General features: G+C 61.2%; 18 protein-coding genes. 11 read left to right on the plus strand and 7 right to left on the minus strand.

What is annotated here, in order from left to right; translation table 11 throughout:
- Window positions 1-2 precede the first annotated feature (2 nt).
- Genes ACVWZP_RS08300 through ACVWZP_RS08330 form a run of 7 tightly spaced genes read left to right on the plus strand, consistent with a single transcriptional unit; the run spans window position 3 to window position 7,750 of the window.
- On the plus strand, window positions 3-2,483 hold the full coding sequence (locus ACVWZP_RS08300; RefSeq protein WP_046383776.1) for an efflux RND transporter permease subunit: 2,481 nt from the start codon (window positions 3-5) through the stop codon (window positions 2,481-2,483).
- Window positions 2,473-3,648 carry an MFS transporter gene (locus tag ACVWZP_RS08305; protein WP_046383777.1) on the plus strand — a complete coding sequence of 392 codons (1,176 nt, stop codon included), beginning with the start codon at window positions 2,473-2,475 and terminating at the stop codon, window positions 3,646-3,648. Before ACVWZP_RS08300 ends, ACVWZP_RS08305 begins: the two co-directional genes overlap by 11 nt.
- Window positions 3,645-4,421 (plus strand): SDR family NAD(P)-dependent oxidoreductase, encoded by a 777-nt coding sequence (locus tag ACVWZP_RS08310; RefSeq protein ID WP_046383778.1) that lies wholly within the window; start codon window positions 3,645-3,647, stop codon window positions 4,419-4,421. The genes ACVWZP_RS08305 and ACVWZP_RS08310 overlap by 4 nt, the downstream gene beginning before the upstream one ends.
- Window positions 4,422-4,430: 9 nt before the next feature.
- Window positions 4,431-5,003, plus strand: a complete 573-nt coding sequence (locus tag ACVWZP_RS08315) for a cupin domain-containing protein (protein WP_046383779.1) — start codon at window positions 4,431-4,433, stop codon at window positions 5,001-5,003.
- A complete protein-coding gene (locus ACVWZP_RS08320; RefSeq protein ID WP_046383780.1) occupies window positions 5,000-5,992 on the plus strand; it encodes a fumarylacetoacetate hydrolase family protein in 993 nt (330 codons plus the stop codon). The genes ACVWZP_RS08315 and ACVWZP_RS08320 overlap by 4 nt, the downstream gene beginning before the upstream one ends.
- Window positions 5,983-6,981, plus strand: a complete 999-nt coding sequence (locus ACVWZP_RS08325; RefSeq protein ID WP_046383781.1) for an NAD-dependent epimerase/dehydratase family protein — start codon at window positions 5,983-5,985, stop codon at window positions 6,979-6,981. Before ACVWZP_RS08320 ends, ACVWZP_RS08325 begins: the two co-directional genes overlap by 10 nt.
- The gene (locus ACVWZP_RS08330) at window positions 6,968-7,750 is read left to right on the plus strand and encodes a cyclase family protein (RefSeq protein ID WP_108526469.1); all 783 of its coding nucleotides are present in this window, start codon (window positions 6,968-6,970) and stop codon (window positions 7,748-7,750) included. Before ACVWZP_RS08325 ends, ACVWZP_RS08330 begins: the two co-directional genes overlap by 14 nt.
- Before the next feature lie 230 nt (window positions 7,751-7,980).
- Here the strand turns inward: ACVWZP_RS08330 and hemN are convergent, their stop codons facing one another.
- The 6 genes from hemN to ACVWZP_RS08360 form a co-directional block, all read right to left on the minus strand.
- Window positions 7,981-9,366 carry an oxygen-independent coproporphyrinogen III oxidase gene (hemN, locus tag ACVWZP_RS08335; RefSeq protein ID WP_457369657.1) on the minus strand — a complete coding sequence of 462 codons (1,386 nt, stop codon included), beginning with the start codon at window positions 9,364-9,366 and terminating at the stop codon, window positions 7,981-7,983.
- Window positions 9,363-10,673 (minus strand): oxygen-independent coproporphyrinogen III oxidase, encoded by a 1,311-nt coding sequence (locus ACVWZP_RS08340; protein ID WP_046488404.1) that lies wholly within the window; start codon window positions 10,671-10,673, stop codon window positions 9,363-9,365. Before ACVWZP_RS08340 ends, hemN begins: the two co-directional genes overlap by 4 nt.
- A gap of 90 nt (window positions 10,674-10,763) precedes the next feature.
- Window positions 10,764-11,207 carry a CopD family copper resistance protein gene (locus tag ACVWZP_RS08345; RefSeq protein ID WP_046383785.1) on the minus strand — a complete coding sequence of 148 codons (444 nt, stop codon included), beginning with the start codon at window positions 11,205-11,207 and terminating at the stop codon, window positions 10,764-10,766.
- Window positions 11,208-11,302: 95 nt separating this feature from the next.
- Entirely contained in the window at window positions 11,303-12,619 is a 1,317-nt protein-coding gene (locus ACVWZP_RS08350; protein WP_046488407.1) for an OprD family porin, read from the minus strand.
- Between the two features lie 223 nt (window positions 12,620-12,842).
- Complete coding sequence (locus ACVWZP_RS08355) at window positions 12,843-13,388, minus strand: putative natural product biosynthesis protein (RefSeq protein WP_288074933.1); 546 nt, start codon at window positions 13,386-13,388, stop codon at window positions 12,843-12,845.
- A gap of 62 nt (window positions 13,389-13,450) precedes the next feature.
- Window positions 13,451-13,834 carry a DUF2946 domain-containing protein gene (locus tag ACVWZP_RS08360; RefSeq protein ID WP_057004801.1) on the minus strand — a complete coding sequence of 128 codons (384 nt, stop codon included), beginning with the start codon at window positions 13,832-13,834 and terminating at the stop codon, window positions 13,451-13,453.
- A 181-nt stretch (window positions 13,835-14,015) separates the two neighbouring features.
- Between ACVWZP_RS08360 and ACVWZP_RS08365 the strand changes: the two genes are divergently transcribed.
- The gene (locus ACVWZP_RS08365) at window positions 14,016-14,621 is read left to right on the plus strand and encodes an SCO family protein (RefSeq protein ID WP_046383789.1); all 606 of its coding nucleotides are present in this window, start codon (window positions 14,016-14,018) and stop codon (window positions 14,619-14,621) included.
- Entirely contained in the window at window positions 14,621-15,088 is a 468-nt protein-coding gene (locus ACVWZP_RS08370) for a copper chaperone PCu(A)C (RefSeq protein WP_424801521.1), read from the plus strand. The genes ACVWZP_RS08365 and ACVWZP_RS08370 overlap by 1 nt, the downstream gene beginning before the upstream one ends.
- A gap of 15 nt (window positions 15,089-15,103) precedes the next feature.
- Here the strand turns inward: ACVWZP_RS08370 and ACVWZP_RS08375 are convergent, their stop codons facing one another.
- Window positions 15,104-15,433 carry a DHCW motif cupin fold protein gene (locus tag ACVWZP_RS08375; RefSeq protein ID WP_457369658.1) on the minus strand — a complete coding sequence of 110 codons (330 nt, stop codon included), beginning with the start codon at window positions 15,431-15,433 and terminating at the stop codon, window positions 15,104-15,106.
- 347 nt (window positions 15,434-15,780) lie between these two features.
- Here ACVWZP_RS08375 and ACVWZP_RS08380 point away from each other — a divergent pair, with 347 nt between their 5' ends.
- Together ACVWZP_RS08380 and ACVWZP_RS08385 are read left to right on the plus strand one after the other, a co-directional pair.
- Window positions 15,781-17,112 (plus strand): flavin-containing monooxygenase, encoded by a 1,332-nt coding sequence (locus ACVWZP_RS08380; RefSeq protein ID WP_457369659.1) that lies wholly within the window; start codon window positions 15,781-15,783, stop codon window positions 17,110-17,112.
- Window positions 17,113-17,134: 22 nt separating this feature from the next.
- Window positions 17,135-17,545, plus strand: coding sequence for a RidA family protein (locus ACVWZP_RS08385; RefSeq protein ID WP_288074936.1), 411 nt, complete (start codon window positions 17,135-17,137; stop codon window positions 17,543-17,545).
- Window position 17,546: the final 1 nt, after the last annotated feature.

Here is a 17,546-nt window from a genome sequence, read left to right on the forward strand (position 1 = left end):
CCATGCACGTAAAGACCTCCCCTACTCCGTCTGCCGGTAGTCTCGACGATTTCGACAGCACCTCTGGCTCCGTACTGGAGCGCGCACTCTTTAACCATCGTGCCCTGGTTGTACTGCTTTGCCTGGTCGTGACAGTTCTGCTGGCATGGCAGGCGACACGCGTGACACTCAATGCAAGCTTCGAGAAGATGATTCCGCGTGAGCATCCGTACATCGTCAACTACCTGGAGCACCGCCAGGAACTGGCGGGTCTTGGCAATGCTGTGCGAATTGCCGTAGTGAACCCAGAGGGGAGTATCTACGACAAAAAATATTTGCACACTCTCCAGCAACTCAGCGATGAGGTGTATCTGCTTGCGGGGGTTGACCGTGCAGCAATGAAGTCGCTGTGGACGCCATCTACTCGCTGGACTGGTGTCACCGAGGAAGGGCTGGAAGGCGGCCCGGTAATTCCCGATGGCTACGACGGCGGCAGTGCAAGCCTGGAATCCCTCAAGCGCAACGTTGAGCGCTCCAACGAGATCGGACAGTTGGTGGCTTTCAACCAAAGCTCCAGCATTGTGTACGTGCCGCTGTTGGAACGAACACCTGATGGTCAGACTCTGGATTACACCGTCTTCGCTCATGAACTGGAAAAGCTGCGTACTAAATACCAAGCGCAAGGTGTTGAGATCCACATCACCGGTTTTGCGAAAGTTGTAGGTGACCTGATCGATGGTCTCAAACAAATTCTAGTGTTCTTCGCTGCAGCCATCTTGATCACCGCGGCAGTACTTTACTGGTACACCCGTTGCGCACGAAGCACCTTTCTGGTGGTGACCTGCTCTTTGGTCGCAGTGATTTGGCAGCTGGGTTTACTGCCATTGCTCGGGTACGAACTTGACCCTTACTCGGTGCTGGTGCCATTTCTGGTGTTCGCAATAGGCATGAGCCATGGCGCACAGAAAATGAATGGCATCATGCAGGACATAGGACGCGGGATGCATCGCCTGGTGGCTGCGCGGTTTACATTCCGCCGGTTGTTCCTGGCCGGCCTGACTGCGTTGCTATGCGATGCGGTGGGGTTCGCAGTTCTGATGATCATCAAGATACAGGTGATCCAGGATCTGGCAGTAATCGCCAGTCTCGGCGTAGCCGTCCTCATTTTCACAAACCTGATTCTGCTCCCAATCCTGCTCTCCTACATGGGCGTTAGCCAAAAAGCGGCTCGGCGCAGCCTTCGCGGTGAAGAAGCTGAGGCGTGTGGCGAAGAGAAGCACGTTGTATGGCGTTTCCTGGATCTCTTCACTCGCAAGCGTTGGGCAACGCTATGCGTCATCGTCGCTGCGCTCATGGCCTGCGCAGGCTACGCAGTAAGCCTGAAGCTAAAAGTTGGTGATCTTGATGCCGGCGCTCCAGAGCTTCGCCCTGACTCTCGCTACAACCGTGACAATGGATTCATAACACAGCATTACGGTGCAAGCAGCGACGTATTTGCCGTGATGGTGAAGACTCGCGCTGGGGAGTGCTCGACGTACAACACGCTGAAGCGAGTTGATGATCTGGATTGGCAGCTTCGCGGACTTGAGGGTGTCGACTCGACAAACTCCTTGGCCTTGTTAAATCGCCGCGTGCTGGTTGGCCTCTCCGAGGGCAACCCCAAATGGTACGAGTTAGTGAACAACCAGGCGACCTTGAACATGGTCACCGCGGGAGCCCCACGTGGCTTGTACAACGATGACTGCAGCCTGTTGACGCTCTATGCCTACCTCAAAGACCACAAGGCCGACACGCTCAACAACGTTGTCGAAAATGTTGAAGGTTTTGCCAGGAACAATAACTCCGGCGATGCCACGTTTCTTCTGGCAGCGGGTAGTGCAGGCATTGAAGCGGCCACCAATATCGTTGTGAAACAGGCGAATCACGACATGCTTTGGTGGGTCTACGGCGCAGTCATTCTGCTTTGCCTGGTGACGTTCCGATCGTGGCGCGCAGTGCTCTGTGCAGTATTGCCTCTAATGCTCACATCGATTCTTTGTGAAGCCTTGATGGTCGCGCTGGGCATGGGCGTCAAGGTCGCCACCCTGCCCGTTATCGCTCTTGGTGTAGGCATCGGTGTCGACTATGCGTTGTACGTCATGAGCATCGTGCTGGCCCAGCTTCGCCAAGGCGAAAGCCTGTCCCGGGCCTATTACCAGGCACTTCTGTTCACCGGCAAGGTCGTCATGCTGACAGGCGTGACACTCGCTATCGGCGTGGGCACATGGATCTTCTCTCCGATCAAATTCCAGGCAGACATGGGCGTGCTGCTGGCCTTCATGTTTGTCTGGAACATGGTCGGGGCGCTGATCTTGTTGCCGGCGCTGGCGTATTTCCTCTTGCCCCAGAAACGCCGGGTTGCAGACACACCCGCAGTGCTGAACCCGGTCGCCACACGCAACCCGGTAGCGCAGGACAAGGCTTTCCAACGCCCGGTTGCTCTGGAGGTTCGTCATGAAGGCTGAATACGAAGCCGGTACGCCGCAATCCTTATTGCTGTTGCTCGGCAGTTGCCTGCCGGTACTGGGCGCGGTACTGCTGGCCCCGGTGCTGCCACGCATGCAGGTGTATTTCGCCGACACACCGGGGGCTGCCGTGCTGGTACCGGTGGCCCTGACGCTACCGGCCCTGATGATTGCCTTACTGGCGCCGTTCGCCGGGATGATCGCCGACCGCACCGGGCGTAAGCCCCTGTTGCTGGTGGCGATGCTGATTTACACGCTGTGCGGGACTTTGCCTCTGTGGCTCGATTCACTGCAGGCCATTGTCCTAAGCCGCGCCGGCATCGGCCTGGCCGAAGCGGCGATTATGACCTGCTGTACCACCCTGATGGGCGACTACTACAGCGGCGGGCGCCGCGAGCGGCTGTTTGCCTTGCAGATGGTCGCGACCTCCTTATCGGCGGTGTTGTTTATGGCCATCGGTGGGCAGTTGGGCCAGGACAGCTGGCGCACGCCGTTCGCCTTGTATGCCGTGGGTCTAGTGCTTCTACCGTTGATGGCGCTGTGGCTATGGGAACCTCGGGGGCTGGTGGCGGCGGAGGTCGCCCAGCGCCGCTTGCCATGGCGAGGGTTGTTGCCGCTGCTGGTGCTGGCGTTGCTGGCGGGCATGAGCCTGTTCATCGTACCGGTGCAGGCTGGCTACCTGCTTAACCTGCTGGGCGTGGACGCACCGCAGCAGATCGGCATGACCATGGGCGGTAACCAGGTGGGCGTAGTGCTGGGCGCCCTGAGCTTTAAACTGATTGGTCGCACCCGGCCTTCCTGGCTGTTGCTGCTTGCGTTTGTGTTGGCCGGCAGCGGCGGGTTATTGATGGCGGGGGCCGACAGTCACGGCTTGGTTTCGTTGGCGGTATTTATCAACGGGTTGGGCATCGGCCTGATGCTGCCCACCTTGATCACCCGGATCATGGCCCAGGTCGATTTCAGCCAGCGCGGCCGAGCCAGCGGCTTGTTTACCTCAGCGATCTTCGCCGGTGAGTTTGTCAGCCCCCTCGTGGTGCTGGCCATTACCGCTGGCGTTCCTTCAGCCTTGCCGACCGCACTGGCCGTAGTCGGCGGACTGCAATGGCTGGTAGCCCTTGGCTGCCTGCACATCCCCACCATTGCCCTCTTGGAAAAACACGCATGAACGCTGACCTGTTCAACCTGGCGGGCAAGGTGGCGTTGATCACCGGCGCTACCCGCGGCATCGGTCTGGCCATCGCCCGTGCTTATGGTCGTGCCGGGGCGCGCCTGGCCATTAGTAGCGAGAGTCTTGAAGACTGTACTCGGGTGGCCGCCACCTTGGCCAGGGAGGGCATCGACGCCTGGCCCATCGCCGCCGACCTCAGCCAGCAGGAGGATGTCGTTATCCTGGCCGAGGCCGTGCTCGCGCGCTTTGGCAACCTCGACGCGCTGGTGTGCAACGCTGGCATCGCCCCGCACATGGGGCCATTGGCAACCGCCAGCGATCTCGACTGGGACACCACCCTGACCGTAAACCTGCGCAGCGCATTATGGCTGACCAGTGCCGTGCTACCGGCCATGGCCGCGCGAGGTGGCGGCAGCGTGGTGCTGATGGCCAGCATCGCCGGGGTGCGCGGCAACAAGGCACTGGGGCTTTACGGAATATCGAAGGCAGGCCTGGCACAACTCGCCCGCAATCTCGCTGTGGAATGGGGCCCCAAGAACATCCACATCAATGCTATCAGCCCCGGCGTGATTCAAACCGAATTCGCACGCCCACTAACAGATAACCCTGAAGTGATGCAGCGCCGCATGGCGCTCACCCCATTGCGTCGTGTTGGGCGCCCGGAGGAAGTAGCTGCCTTGGCACTTTTACTGGCCGCACCAGGCGGCGCGTTCATCAGCGGACAGAACATTGTAGTCGATGGTGGTACCACCATCGGTGATGGAAACTAAGGAGACCTTATGCAAAAACTTCCAGATTTTAAACGCATTGTTACGGGTCACGATGCCAAGGGGCATGCCGTCGTCGCTAGCTGCGGCGCTACACCGAACAACTTCCCGCTCAAAGCGATTCCAGGCACCGTCTTCTACGAAGTATGGAACAGCGCAACCACCCCTGCCCCGCTGGACAACGCTGATGACCCTACTGCCCAGCCGCTGCAACTTAGCCCTGGGCCGCTGGGTAGCGTGATTCGAGTGGTGGATATTCCGCCGGACAGCATCCAGAACCAGGTCAGCGCAGAGGATGCAGCTGCTGCGTTCGCAGAGATTGGCCAAAGCCATGCAGGTACTGGAAAGACCGACTCTAAACACAAACTTATGCACCGCACCGAGACACTGGATTATGGAGTCGTCACGGAAGGTGAGATCTGGTTAGTGCTTGACGGGGAAGAGGTTCACCTCAAAAAAGGCGACATCGTGGTACAGCGAGGCACCAACCACGCTTGGAGCAACCGCACAGAGCAAATGGCGAGGATGGTCTTCATCCTCCTGGACGGTCGTTATGCTCCAGATCTGCAGGAGCTCCTGCCATGAAGCTTGCCACACTCAATGACGGTACCCGGGACGGACGCCTGCTCGTGGTCTCGCGCGATCTACAGCATGCTGTAGACGCCAGCGGGATTGTCGCCACAATGCAGGCTGCGTTGGATAGCTGGGGTAACGTGCAATCGGATCTGGACACTCTTTATCGTAGTTTGAACCTCGGTGAGGTCGCTGGAAGCTTTGAGCTTGCCGTTGAACAGTTGATGGCCCCACTGCCGCGCGCATGGCAGTGGCTGGACGGTTCCTGCTTCCTCAGCCATGGCGAATTGATGCAGAAAGCTTTCAACCTGGAGCCCATCGAGAACATCGAACGTATCCCCCTGATCTACCAGGGAGCCGGCGACGACTTTCTTGGCCCGCGCGCAGAAATACCCTTGCCCAGCGAGGCTCATGGCATCGATTTCGAAGGCGAGTTCGCTGTACTGCTAGACGACGTCCCCATGGGTTGTCCTGCTGAGCAGGCACTAAAACATATTCGCCTGGTACTGCAGTTAAACGACGTTAGCCTTCGCGCCTTGGCACCGCGAGAGATGAAGACTGGCTTTGGTTTCCTCCAAGCTAAGCCCACTACCAGTTTCGCCCCTGTAGCAGTGACCCCAGACGAACTGGGCGATGCGTGGGTTAACGGCCGTATACATCTCCCGTTGAAGGTCGAGTGGAATGGCGAGTGGTTTGGTCACCCGCACGGAGGAGCCATGCACTTTGGCTTCCACCAGTTAATTGCACACGCTGCGCTGACGCGCAAACTGAGTGCCGGTACGTTGATCGGCTCAGGCACAGTTTCAAATGCCGACCGGTCTGTTGGGTCTGCCTGCATTTCGGAGCGCCGAGCCATCGAGACCATCGCTGAAGGTGCACCTCGCACCGGCTTCATGCACTTCGGTGACAGGATACGAATGGAGGTCAGAGGGCCCAATGATGATGTGCTATTTGGCGCAATCGATCAGCGTGTGGTGCAGGGAGGCTGGACATGCGCGTGATGGTCAGTGGTGCCAATGGGTTCGTTGGTCGCGAACTGGTCACCCACCTGCTGAAGCTGGGTGAGATTCGCGGGCGAAAGATCGAAGCGCTTCTGCTGCTTGACCAACATCTGGATGACCTGCCAGCAGACAGTCGCCTGCGCCGCCATTCCGGCAGCATTACCGATCCGGCACTGCTGCGGCGGGTGTTGGCTGACGGCATCGATGTGGTTTTTCACCTCGTTAGCATCCCTGGCGGCGCTGCAGAGATGAATTACGAGTTGGGCTACCAGGTCAATTTACAAGCCAGCCTGGAGCTCTTGCATCAATTGCGCAACCACGACTGCCCCCCCGTGTTGGTCTATGCAAGCAGTGTTGCCGTATACGGAGGTGAACTCCCTTCGAGAATGGATGAAACGCAGGCTGCGCACCCTCAGCTTTCCTACGCAGCACACAAGCGCATGATCGAGATTGCCATTGAGGACTTGGCTCGTCGGGGCGAAGTCGATGGACGTGTGCTACGACTTCCCGGGATTGTCGCTCGCCCAACCGAACCAAACGGATTGAAGTCCGCTTTCATGAGCGACCTCTTGCATGCGTACGCTGCAGGTGAGCCGTATGACTGCCCGGTTTCACCGCATGCAGCGGCATGGTGGATGTCGGCTCGTTGTTGCGTGGAGAACCTGCTACATGCCGCAGAAATCACAAACCTGGCGGAGGATCGACTCTGGCAGTTGCCGGTATTGCAACTGTCCATAGCCCAAGTACTCGATGCTCTCGCAGGTCGCTTCGGCAAAGCTAATGGCGAAAAAATCAAATTCAAACCCGACCCTCAACTAGAGGTCTTGTTCGGGCGCCAGCCACCACTTCGAACCCCGCGAGCTCGCGCAATGGGGTTTCGTCATGACGGCTCCGTTGCTGCACTGCTGCGCAATGCGTTGAAAAACGCTCCCAGTCTCACCCTACCGACAAAATCCAAAGCAGGAGCCGTCGTCCATGAACCTCAATAAATGTCGCATGCTCGATTTGTCGGTCTGTCTGGACAACAACCCCTATACAGATCCCCCGCCTCTGCTCCCTAAGATCGACTACATGGATCACCAGGAAGGTTGGCCCGAAATGGCAGCCATGTTCCCCGGTCTGCGCAAAGAAGACTTGCCTGGCAATGAGTCATGGGCGGCTGAGCGGCTCAGTATCACTACACATAGTGGTACTCACATGGATGCACCTTGGCACTATGCATCCACAACGGATGGTGGAAAGCCGGCATTTGGTATTGATGAGTTGCCGCTGGAATGGTGCCTACAGCCTGGCGTGAAGCTCGACTTTCGGCACCTGCCCGATGGACACGTCGTGACCGTCACGGACTTGGAAGCTGAGTTGCGCCGAATCAATCACGATCTGAAGCCCTTGGAAATCGTTGTAATAAACACTCGTGCCGGAAGTCTATTTGGGCAGCCGGGCTACCTCGATGCAGGCGTCGGAATGGGGCGTGACGCGACGTTATATCTACTGGAGCGAGGGGTGCGAGTGGTGGGAACTGACGCTTGGAGTTGGGATGCCCCCTTCAAGTACACCAGAGAAAGATTCGCTAAATCAGGTGACGCCTCGATCATTTGGGAAGGGCATAAAGCCGGGCGTGACATCGGCTACGGCCAAATGGAAAAACTGGCCAACCTGGATTTGCTTCCAGCATCTGGGTTCTGGATTTCGTGCTTCCCCTACAAAATCCGGCACGCTTCTGCAGGTTTTGTCCGCGCCGTAGCTTTATTTGAATGACGTAGCTAACACAAATATAAACCGGCTTGGTAGGGATAGGCTGGAGACGTCTACGATGCTGGGGGCAGTCCAGTATCCAAGGCTGCGACGGGGCCGGTCCTGCTGACACTTTTGCTGCCTGACCGTCCGCTATCGCAGCCTCGCGGAAGCTCGACAGCGCCCACAAGGAGACCGCGCTGCGGGCGGACATGGCGATCAACAGCTCCCACAGCGGATACAGGCCTCTTCGCTTAAACCGTGCGGGAAAACTGGCCTTTGTGCGCGCCGCCCAGGTAGGCGTCAAAGGCCATCGCCACGCTGCGCACCATCAGTTGGCCCTTGGGCAACAGTTGCAGCGCGTCGGCCTGGATCAGCAATAACCCGTCCGCCACCTGCTCGTCCAATTGCAGCAGTGCCTCGGCGAAATAGTCGTTGAAGCGCACGCCATGGGTGGCCTCGATCTGTGGGAAGTCGACTCGACCATCACACATCAGGCCATTGATCACCTCGCGGCGCAGTACGTCATCCGGGTTGAGCCGATAGCCGCGCTGCACCGGCAGCATCCCCGCGTCGAGTCGGGCGTAGTACTGGGACAGTTCCTTGACGCTCTGGCTGTAGCTGTCACCGACTTTGCCGATGGCCGACACGCCGAGGCCGATCAGGTCGCAGTCGGCATGGGTCGAATAGCCCTGGAAGTTGCGCTGCAAGGTACCGTTGGCACGGGCCAGCGCCAGCTCGTCGTCGGGCAAGGCGAAGTGGTCCATGCCGATGTAGACGTAACCGGCCTCGGTCAGGCGGCGGATGGTCAGTTCCAGCAGTTCCAGCTTGCGCGCCGGCGGCGGCATGTCTTCGGGACGGATCATGCGCTGGGCACGGATCTGGCTCGGCAGGTGCGCGTAGCTGTAGGCCGCCACCCGATCAGGGCGCAGGGCGATCAGCTTGCTCAAGGTCACGTCGAAGCTGTCCACGGTTTGCAGCGGCAGGCCATAGATCAAGTCGACACTCACCGACTTGAAGCGCGCCTCACGCGCCGCGGCCACCAGTTGCAGGATCTGCGCTTCGCTTTGCACACGATTGACCGCCGCCTGCACGTCGGGGTCGAAGTCCTGCACGCCGAAGCTCAGGCGATTGAAGCCCAGGCCGCGCAACGTGTTGATCCGCTCAACACTGATGGTGCGCGGGTCGACCTCGATGGAGAACTCATAGGCGTCGCTGTCATCCAGGGTGAAGTGTTCGGCCAGGCAGGCCATCAGCTCGGCCAGTTGCGCGTCGTCCAGATAGGTCGGCGTACCGCCGCCCAGGTGCAACTGGGTCAGGCGCCGGGAACGCTCGAACAGCGCCGCCTGCATCTGGATCTCACGCTTGAGATACGCCAGGTACTCCACGGCCCGATGGGTCTTGCGGGTGATGATCTTGTGGCAACCGCAGTAATAGCAAAGGCTCTGGCAAAACGGGATGTGGATGTACACCGACAACGCCTTGGGCGCGGCCACCTCATGGCTGGCGCGGACCGCCTGGTGATAGTCATCCAGGGCAAAGGCGCTGTTGAACTGCGGCGCGGTCGGGTACGAAGTATAGCGTGGCCCCGGTCGGTCGTATTTGTGGACCAGGGCACGGTCGAATTCAAAAGCACTCATGTGTCGATCACCTCGTCGTTGGCGCTGACCGGGGTGGCGAGCACGGCACGTTCAAACAATGCGCAAATACCGTCCACCTGCGGCAGGCCGGCGGGCAGCAACCAGATGAACGTCGGGGACAGCTCGATCAGACCGTCGCGGTGCAGCGCTTCCAGCAACGGCCAGAGGTAGGCGAAATAGCGTGCGAACACCAGGCCGTAGCGCCGTTCCACCGCCTGCACATCCAGCTCCAGGTCACAGGCCAGGCGCTCGGCCACGTGCAGGCGCACCGGGTCAGAGGTTTCGCGGAACCAGCCCCGGCATGTGGCGAGCTGACCGTTGCCCAGTTGCTCACGGTACTCGCGGGCATCGGCCGTGTTCTGCGCGCACAACGTGTCGATCTGGCTGATGGCGCCCACGCCGAAACCGATGTGGTCGCAGTAACCGTGCAGGGTGAAGCCTTCGCAGTTACGGCTCAGGCGCCCGCGTTCCTGGGCTTGCTTGAGGTCGTCGTCGGCCCGGGCGAACTGCCCCAGGCCGATGTAGTGATAGCCTGCCGCGGCCAGGAGCTGGAAGCAAATACGGCGCATCGCGCTCTTATCCGCCTCGCTGCTGAACGCCTGGGGTTGTTGGGATTGATAGCGCACAGGCGCATGGGCGTAATCGAATACCTGCAAGCGATCCGGCTCCAGGGCGATCAGGCTGGCCAGTTTCAGCTCGATACTGGCCGGGGTCTGCCAGGCATGGCCGTAGCCGAGGTCGATGTTCACCGAGCGAAACCCGAAGGTGCGGGCCGCATCCACCAGCGATTCGATCGGCGCCGGGTCCTGATACCGCGCCTGGCACAGCGGCCCCTCGCGGTTGGCGTCCGGCACGCCGATGCTTGCATGGTTGAAGCCTTGTTCGCGCAGCAGGCCCATGGTGGCCCAGTCCGTGTGCCCGGGGTCGAGGTCGACGCAGTAGTCACCCCGGTCGTGGTCGAGAAAATTGAAGCGCTCGTGCAACTGCGCCATCAACTGCTGCACCTGGGCGAACGCCGGTGTGGTGCCGCGCAGGTGAAAGTGATCGACCGGCTGGCGGCCGCCGAGTTGGCAGCCGATCAGTTGGATTTCCTGGGTGAGGCTGTGCAAATACTCAGCGCCAACGTCGCCCGCCGGCCAGTGCAGGTTCAATGCCAAGGGCCGCTGGCACTGGCGGCTGTTGCGCAAGGCGCGCAACAGGTCAAGGGAGCCGACACCGGCATGGAAGCGACGGGTGTCCGTTTGGCAAGCCAAGTCCAACACGCCTTGATCGTGACGAAAGCGAGCGGGATGAAGAAGGGTACGCATGACGGACTCCGGTTCGGACGGCGGTGGTGCATTGTCCGGTGCGCTTGGGCCACACGCCTTGATGTGCATCAAGGTCGCAGCCCCGCCCGTCTACCAGTTCAGGTAAAACATGCCCTTGGCCAGCAGCACAATGGCGACCATGTGCGCGAACAGGCTCAGATGCACCCAGCGGACATAACGCGCACTCACCGAGCCCCAGCGCATGCGCGCCATGGTCAGCAGAAAATGCAGGAGCACGCTGGCCGCCAGGATCAGCTTGAGGGTCAGCAAGGTGCCGAAAGCCGAGGCCGACGGCGCAGCCAGCACCGGCAGGTAACGCAGCCAGACCATGCCCAGGCCCGCGCCGAACAGCACCAGCAACACCCACGGCATCAATACCCGGGCACGCTGGCCGACGCCCTGCTCCACCAACACCATCACCCGCGCCGGCAATTGCCGGTGCAGGTGCCCCAGGATCAGCACCTCGAAAAACACCGTGCCGATGAAGATCAGCGCGGCGAACAGGTGGGCCACTAAAAACACGGGGTAAAGCATGGTGGCCTCTCAAGGGGACCGGCCGTTGGGACTTCAGTGTGCGGCCTGGCGCAACGCGAGGCCTTGATACCGATCAAGCGTTGCGAGAGTGCGGCTTACAGCAGTGGGATGCTGTAGCTGACGATCAGTCGCGTCTCGTCCTTGTCGGCCGAGTCGTTACCGCGCCACACCGCACCGCGCCAGGTCAGGCCCAGGCCCTTGAACGTGCCCGAGGGGATCACGTAATCGACACGCAGGTCGCGCTCCCACTCGCTGTTGTCGCGACCTGCCGTCTGGATGTGGCTGCCGCGGATGTAGGTCACGCTCGAGCGCAGGCCCGGAAGGCCAAGGCTGCTGAAGTCGTAGGCGTAGCTGCCTACCGTGGCCTGTTCCCCGGCATTGACGAACTTCAGCGACTGGGAGTTGGTGATCAGGTACAGCGAACGACCCTGCCCCTGGTTGATATGCGGAAAGTCACTTTCACCGGTGGTCTTCTGATAACCGAGACTCAGCGAATGCCCGTACAGGCCGTAAGTGAACAGCGCACTCCACAGGCGGTTGTCGACCTTGCCGGCGTTGACGCCCGCGCCGTAATACCCCGAGCTGACATAGCCTTCGCCACGCCCGGCGGCGCTGGCGTTCTTGCCGTCGGCGGTACTGTAGAAATAGCGCAGGTCAGTCTTGAACTGGCCCACCGGCAACTGCCAGTTGTGGATCAGGCCCAGGAAGTGCTGCTGGTAAAAGTTCTCCAGGTTGGCGTAGTAGTACTGCAGTTGCAGTTGCTTGCTGACGGCGTAATCCACCCCACCGTAGTAGAACTGGTTGCTGGACTTGCCCTTGACCGGATCATTCGCACCGACAATGGACATGCCCTGGCCGTTACTGGAGTTACGGTCCAGTACCTGCTCGATTTTACCGGCGATCAGGTTGAAGCCCTGCAGGTCCTTGGAGTCCACTTGATAGCCACGGAACGTCTGCGGCAACAGCCGGCCGTCTTCAGTCGTCAGCACGGGCAGCTTGGGCATCAGCGTGCCGGCTTTGAACTGAGTCTGGGAGATACGCATCTTGCCGGTGGCGCCGGTCTTGCTGAAGTCGTTGGCGGCCTTGCCATCGGACAACGGGAAAACACTGCCGGGGGTGTTGTCTTCACCAGCCTTGCCCGCGCGCCCCGAGGCGTCCAGGCGCAGGCCGTACATGGCTTGCAGGTCCAGACCAAAACCAACCAGACCCTCGGTGAAACCGGACTGGTAGTTGAACATGAACGCCTGGCCCCACTCCTTATCCGTAGGGGCTTTGGCGTTACGGGTGTCCTGGTTGTAGTAGAAATTGCGCAGGTCGAGGGTGGCTTTGCTGTCGTCGATAAAACCCGACGCAGCCACCTGCTGCGCGGCGCCCAGTGAGACGGCGAGCGCCATGCAAGTCTTGTGGTTCATGAAGGCTCCTGAAAGTAATTGAGGCGACCCGTCACAGCCCAACCCTGTTCTTTGTCAGTCGGGTGGTGCTGCATCTAACGGGTGCGCGCACGGTATAGCGTTGGGCGGCCGGGAAATAGTCGCTAAAACCGTCATTCAGTTTTTCACTTTTTGTAACAATCGCCGGAGCCCGCGAGCCTCGCCGGGGCGTGCAAGCCTCCACGGGGTGCCGGCGGCGGGCACTTCACGGCACCGGCAACCAAGCGCTGAAACCGCCACGCCGGGTCAGCGGGCACCAGGCGAAGTCCCAGGCGGGAGGCGGCAACGGCGGCTGTTTGTCGAGCGCAAACGCGCTGCCCTTCCAATCGAAGACTTCCGAACCCTGCCAGGCCAGGACCACACCCTGGGCCTGGCTGTCATCGGTGTCGACCCACCGCGCCGCCGCCGCGGCCATGAACGCGTCGATCGGTTCATCGTCGATCTGCGCGCGGTACGGCGAGACCAGCAGCCAACGGCCGATGTTCAGGTGCCAGGTCCAGTCCTGCGCCAACTGGTTGTGGTAGGCCCAGGTCATGAAGCTGCGAAACAGGTTCAAGCCTTCGGGCGGGTCGAGCTTGAGCAGCGCCGGGCAGATGTCGAACAAGGTGTGCCAATAGGGCAACAGGCGTGCATCCAGATGCACGAAGCTACGCGAATTGCTCGGGTATTCCGGCCGCGCCGGCTCCGTGTGCAGGCGGCGCGCCGCCTTGCTGACCAGGCGGCTGGCGCCGGCAGGCAATAGAGGCTTCATAAAACGCACTCACAGTCGTGACGATAAAACGCCTCCTGATCACAGGAAGCCCAAGGCACACGTCAGAATGCGGGGGATGCGCGGGGGTTGGCCGAGGGCCAGGAATAACGCGGCGGCGCCTTGTTGCGCCGTTCATGGGCCGGTCGTGGGGTCTGGCCGAGGCCCAGCAGCCAGGCCAGGCCGATCAGGAACACGATGGCCACGCTCGCGGCAGCGCACAGCGGGCAGGCAAAGTAGTTCGAGATATCGCTGGAAGCCGGGCTACCCAACCCTTTGTCGGAAAGTGGCGCCTGGTTGCTGTCCACCGAACAGAACGCGCCACCGACACCATTGAGCTGCTGGCCGAGCATCTGGCCATGGCCCAAACCGCACACGAACAGGTTCAGCAGGACACAGAAGTACAGGGTCCAGGCGATCAGCGAACGGTCCGAGCGGCGCAGTTTCATGGCGGCGACTCTACCATCGAAGCCCCGCAGGGATGAAGCGCGGCGCGCCCCTGTGGCAGAACGTCGCAGATTACGCGCATCGGCCAGGGTTGGTAGACTTGGCGCCCTCCGCGTTTACTCCTTTTCAACGCCTGGCGTATAGATCCAGAGCAAGGCAGGCGCTTCACAGGATGCACAGTTGATGAGTACGTTATTCACCCGCCGCAAGGTCCTGACCGGCATGGGCCTGTTGGGCCTGGGCCTGCTGGCCGGTTGTGACAACAGCCCCAAGTTGAATTTCAAGTACGGCAAGGACTTGAGCGACAAGATCATGGGCCGCACCTTCAAGCTCAAGAATACCCAGGGTGAAACCGTCACCTTGAGTTCGTACCGTGGCCTGATGCCGGTGGTGTTTTTCGGCTTCACCCAGTGCCCGGCCGTGTGCCCGACCACCCTCGCCCGCGCCGCCCAGGCCAAGAAACTGATGGGCCGCGACGGCGAGATCATGCAGGTGATCTTTATCACCCTCGACCCCGAGCGCGACACGCCGGAGATCCTCGACCGCTACGTCAAGGCCTTCGACCCCAGCTTCGAAGCGCTGTACGGCACCCCGGAAGAGATCGCCGTGGCCGCCAAGGAATTCGGGATCTTTTATGAAAAGGTCCCCGCCGGCGACACCTACACCCTGTCCCACACCGCCACCAGTTTCGTGTTCGACACCCGCGGCAACCTGCGCCTGGGCCTGTCGGCATCCCTTAACGCTAAAGAGTGTGCAGAAGACCTGCTCACCGTCATGGAGGTCTGCTAATGACTGCCGTTCAACACCTCAAGCGCACCCTGATCGGTCTGTCCCTGCTGGGCCTCGCCGCGCACGCCAGCGCCCAGGTCCAGGTCAGCGACGCGTGGGTGCGCGCCACGGTGCCGGGCCAGCCATCCAGTGGCGCGTTCATGACCGTGACGGCCGACAGCGACAGCAAACTGCTGCGCGTCGCCTCGCCGGTGGCCAAGGACGTGCAGATCCATGAAATGAGCATGAAGGACGACGTGATGCGAATGGGCCCGGTGGACTCGATCACCCTGCCCGCAGGCACCCCGGTCAAGCTCGACCCGGACGGTTATCACGTGATGCTGATGGGCCTGACCGGGCAGATCAAGGAAGGCGACCAGGTGCCGCTGACCTTGACCGTGGAAAACGCCAAGGGCGAGCGGCAGACCGTCGAGGTCAAGGCCGCTGCCCGTGGGTTGGATGGCATGCCCCCTGGCAAGATGCATTGATGGGCTGGCGCCGGTTCAATCCACGATGAACAGCTTGGCGCCAACCCGCGTCGAGGAGCGATGCCCTTCCATGTTGTTTCCCACCTGATAACTCATCCCGGCCGTCAGCGTGAATTGGCGGCCGTCGTCCAGTTCCGTGTGCAGCTCGCCTTCGAGGCACAGCAGCACATGCCCACGCCAGCACCAGTGATCGGCCAGGTAGCCGGGGGTGTATTCGACCATGCGTACACGGGTGGTGCCGAAGTGGCCAGTGCGCCACCAGGCACTGCCGGTGATGCCTGGATGAAGCTCGGGTTCGAGGGTGGACCAGTCGGTGATGCCAAACGGGACAGCAGTGAGTTCCATGGTGGGCTCGGTCGTCAGTTAACGTGAACCGACCCTAACCACCTGGAGTGCTGCGCGACAGACACAGATCGCCGGCTTTTTTGGGATACACGCCCACTGCAACCCCGACGGCGAGTGGTGAATCGCCTCATCGTGCCCCCACCTACCCGCACCGCCGGTAACGGGTGGCCGCATTCAACCTCGCATCCAGCACCAACTCCTCGATCTTGAGCGTTCTCGCCAGCGCTTAGAGGTGATCCAGCATCGCCTTGCCATCGCCTGCCGAGGCCCTTTGCATCCGATATTTATGCTCACTTCCCAGCTTAATAATATTTTATTAAAAACCGCCCGCCCCCTACCTTGAAGTCATGCCCAAGCTGAATCCAACTGCATTACGCAAGGACAGACACATGACGCAAGCAATCACCCAAACAGACACCCTGGTGGTAGGCGCCGGCCAGGCCGGCGTGGCCATGAGCGAGCATTTGAGCAAGCACGGCGTGCCGCACCTGGTGCTGGAACGCAGCCGGATCGCCGAGCGCTGGCGCAGCGGCCGCTGGGATTCGTTGGTGGCCAACGGGCCGGCCTGGCACGACCGCTTTCCCGGCCTCGCCTTCGAGGGGCTCGCCCCGGATGCCTTCGCGCCGAAAGAGCGCGTGGCGGATTACTTCGAAGCCTATGCACGCCAGTTCAATGCGCCGATCCGCACCGGCGTGGAAGTCACCTCGGTGCTGCGCAATGTCGGCCGCCCCGGTTTTACCGTACACACCAGCGACGGCGTGATCGAAGCCAACCGCGTGGTGGCGGCGACCGGGCCGTTCCAGACGCCGGTGATCCCGGCGATCGCGCCGACAGACACGGCGCTGCATCAGATCCATTCCGCCGACTATCGCAACCCCGGCCAACTGCCCCAAGGCGCGGTGCTGGTGGTGGGCGCCGGCTCGTCGGGGGTGCAGATCGCCGATGAACTGCAGCGCAGCGGCCGCCAGGTGTACCTGTCGGTCGGCGCCCACGACCGCCCGCCGCGTGCCTATCGCCAGCGTGATTTCTGCTGGTGGCTCGGTGTGCTGGGCGAATGGGACCAGGCCGCGATCAAGCCCGGCCGCGAACACGTGACCATTGCCGTGAGCGGCGCCCACGGCGGCAAGACCATCGACTTCCGTGAGTTGGCCCTGCGCGGCATGACCCTGGTCGGGCCCACCGAGTCTTTCCATGGCGGCGTGGCCACCTTCCAACCCACCCTGCTGGAGAACCTCGCACGCGGCGACGAAAACTACCTGGCCCTGCTGGACGCGGCGGATGCGTATATCGAACGCAACGGCCTCGACCTGCCCGTGGAGCCCGAAGCCCGGCGCATCTTCGCCGATGCCGAGTGCGTGAAACAGCCGATCCTGCAACTGGACCTGGCCCGCGCCGGCATCACCTCGATCCTCTGGGCCACCGGCTTTGCCGTGGATTACGGCTGGCTGAAGGTCGATGCGTTCGACGCCGCCGGCAAGCCGCAGCACCAGCGCGGCGTGTCCAGCGAAGCCGGCATCTACTTCCTCGGTTTGCCCTGGCAGTCGCGCCGTGGCTCGTCGTTTATCTGGGGCGTGTGGCACGACGCCAAATACCTCGCCGACCATATCGCCACCCAGCGTCAGTACCTCGAATATCGCGTCGCGGCCCCGCTCGTGCGCCCGTCTCCTGTCAGCGCCTGATCATTTTTCCCGGAGTTTTTTGATGCCTACCCACACGCGCATCCGCATGTTCAACACTAAACAAACCTACCCCAACCAGAGCCTGGACAACGACCTGTGCCAGGCCGTGCGCGCCGGCAACACCGTGTATGTGCGCGGCCAGGTCGGCAGCGATTTCGACGGCAACCTGGTCGGCCTCGGCGACCCGCGTGCCCAGGCCGAGCAGGCCATGCACAACGTCAAGCAACTGCTGGAAGAAGCCGGCAGCGACCTCAGCCATATCGTCAAGACCACCACCTACCTGATCGACCCGCGCTACCGCGAGCCTGTGTACCAGGAAGTCGGCAAATGGCTCAAGGGCGTGTTCCCGATTTCCACCGGGCTGGTGGTATCGGCCCTGGGCCAGCCGCAGTGGCTGATGGAAATCGATGTGATCGCCGTGATTCCCGAGTAAG

The organism is Pseudomonas sp. TE36184, assembly GCF_054060055.1.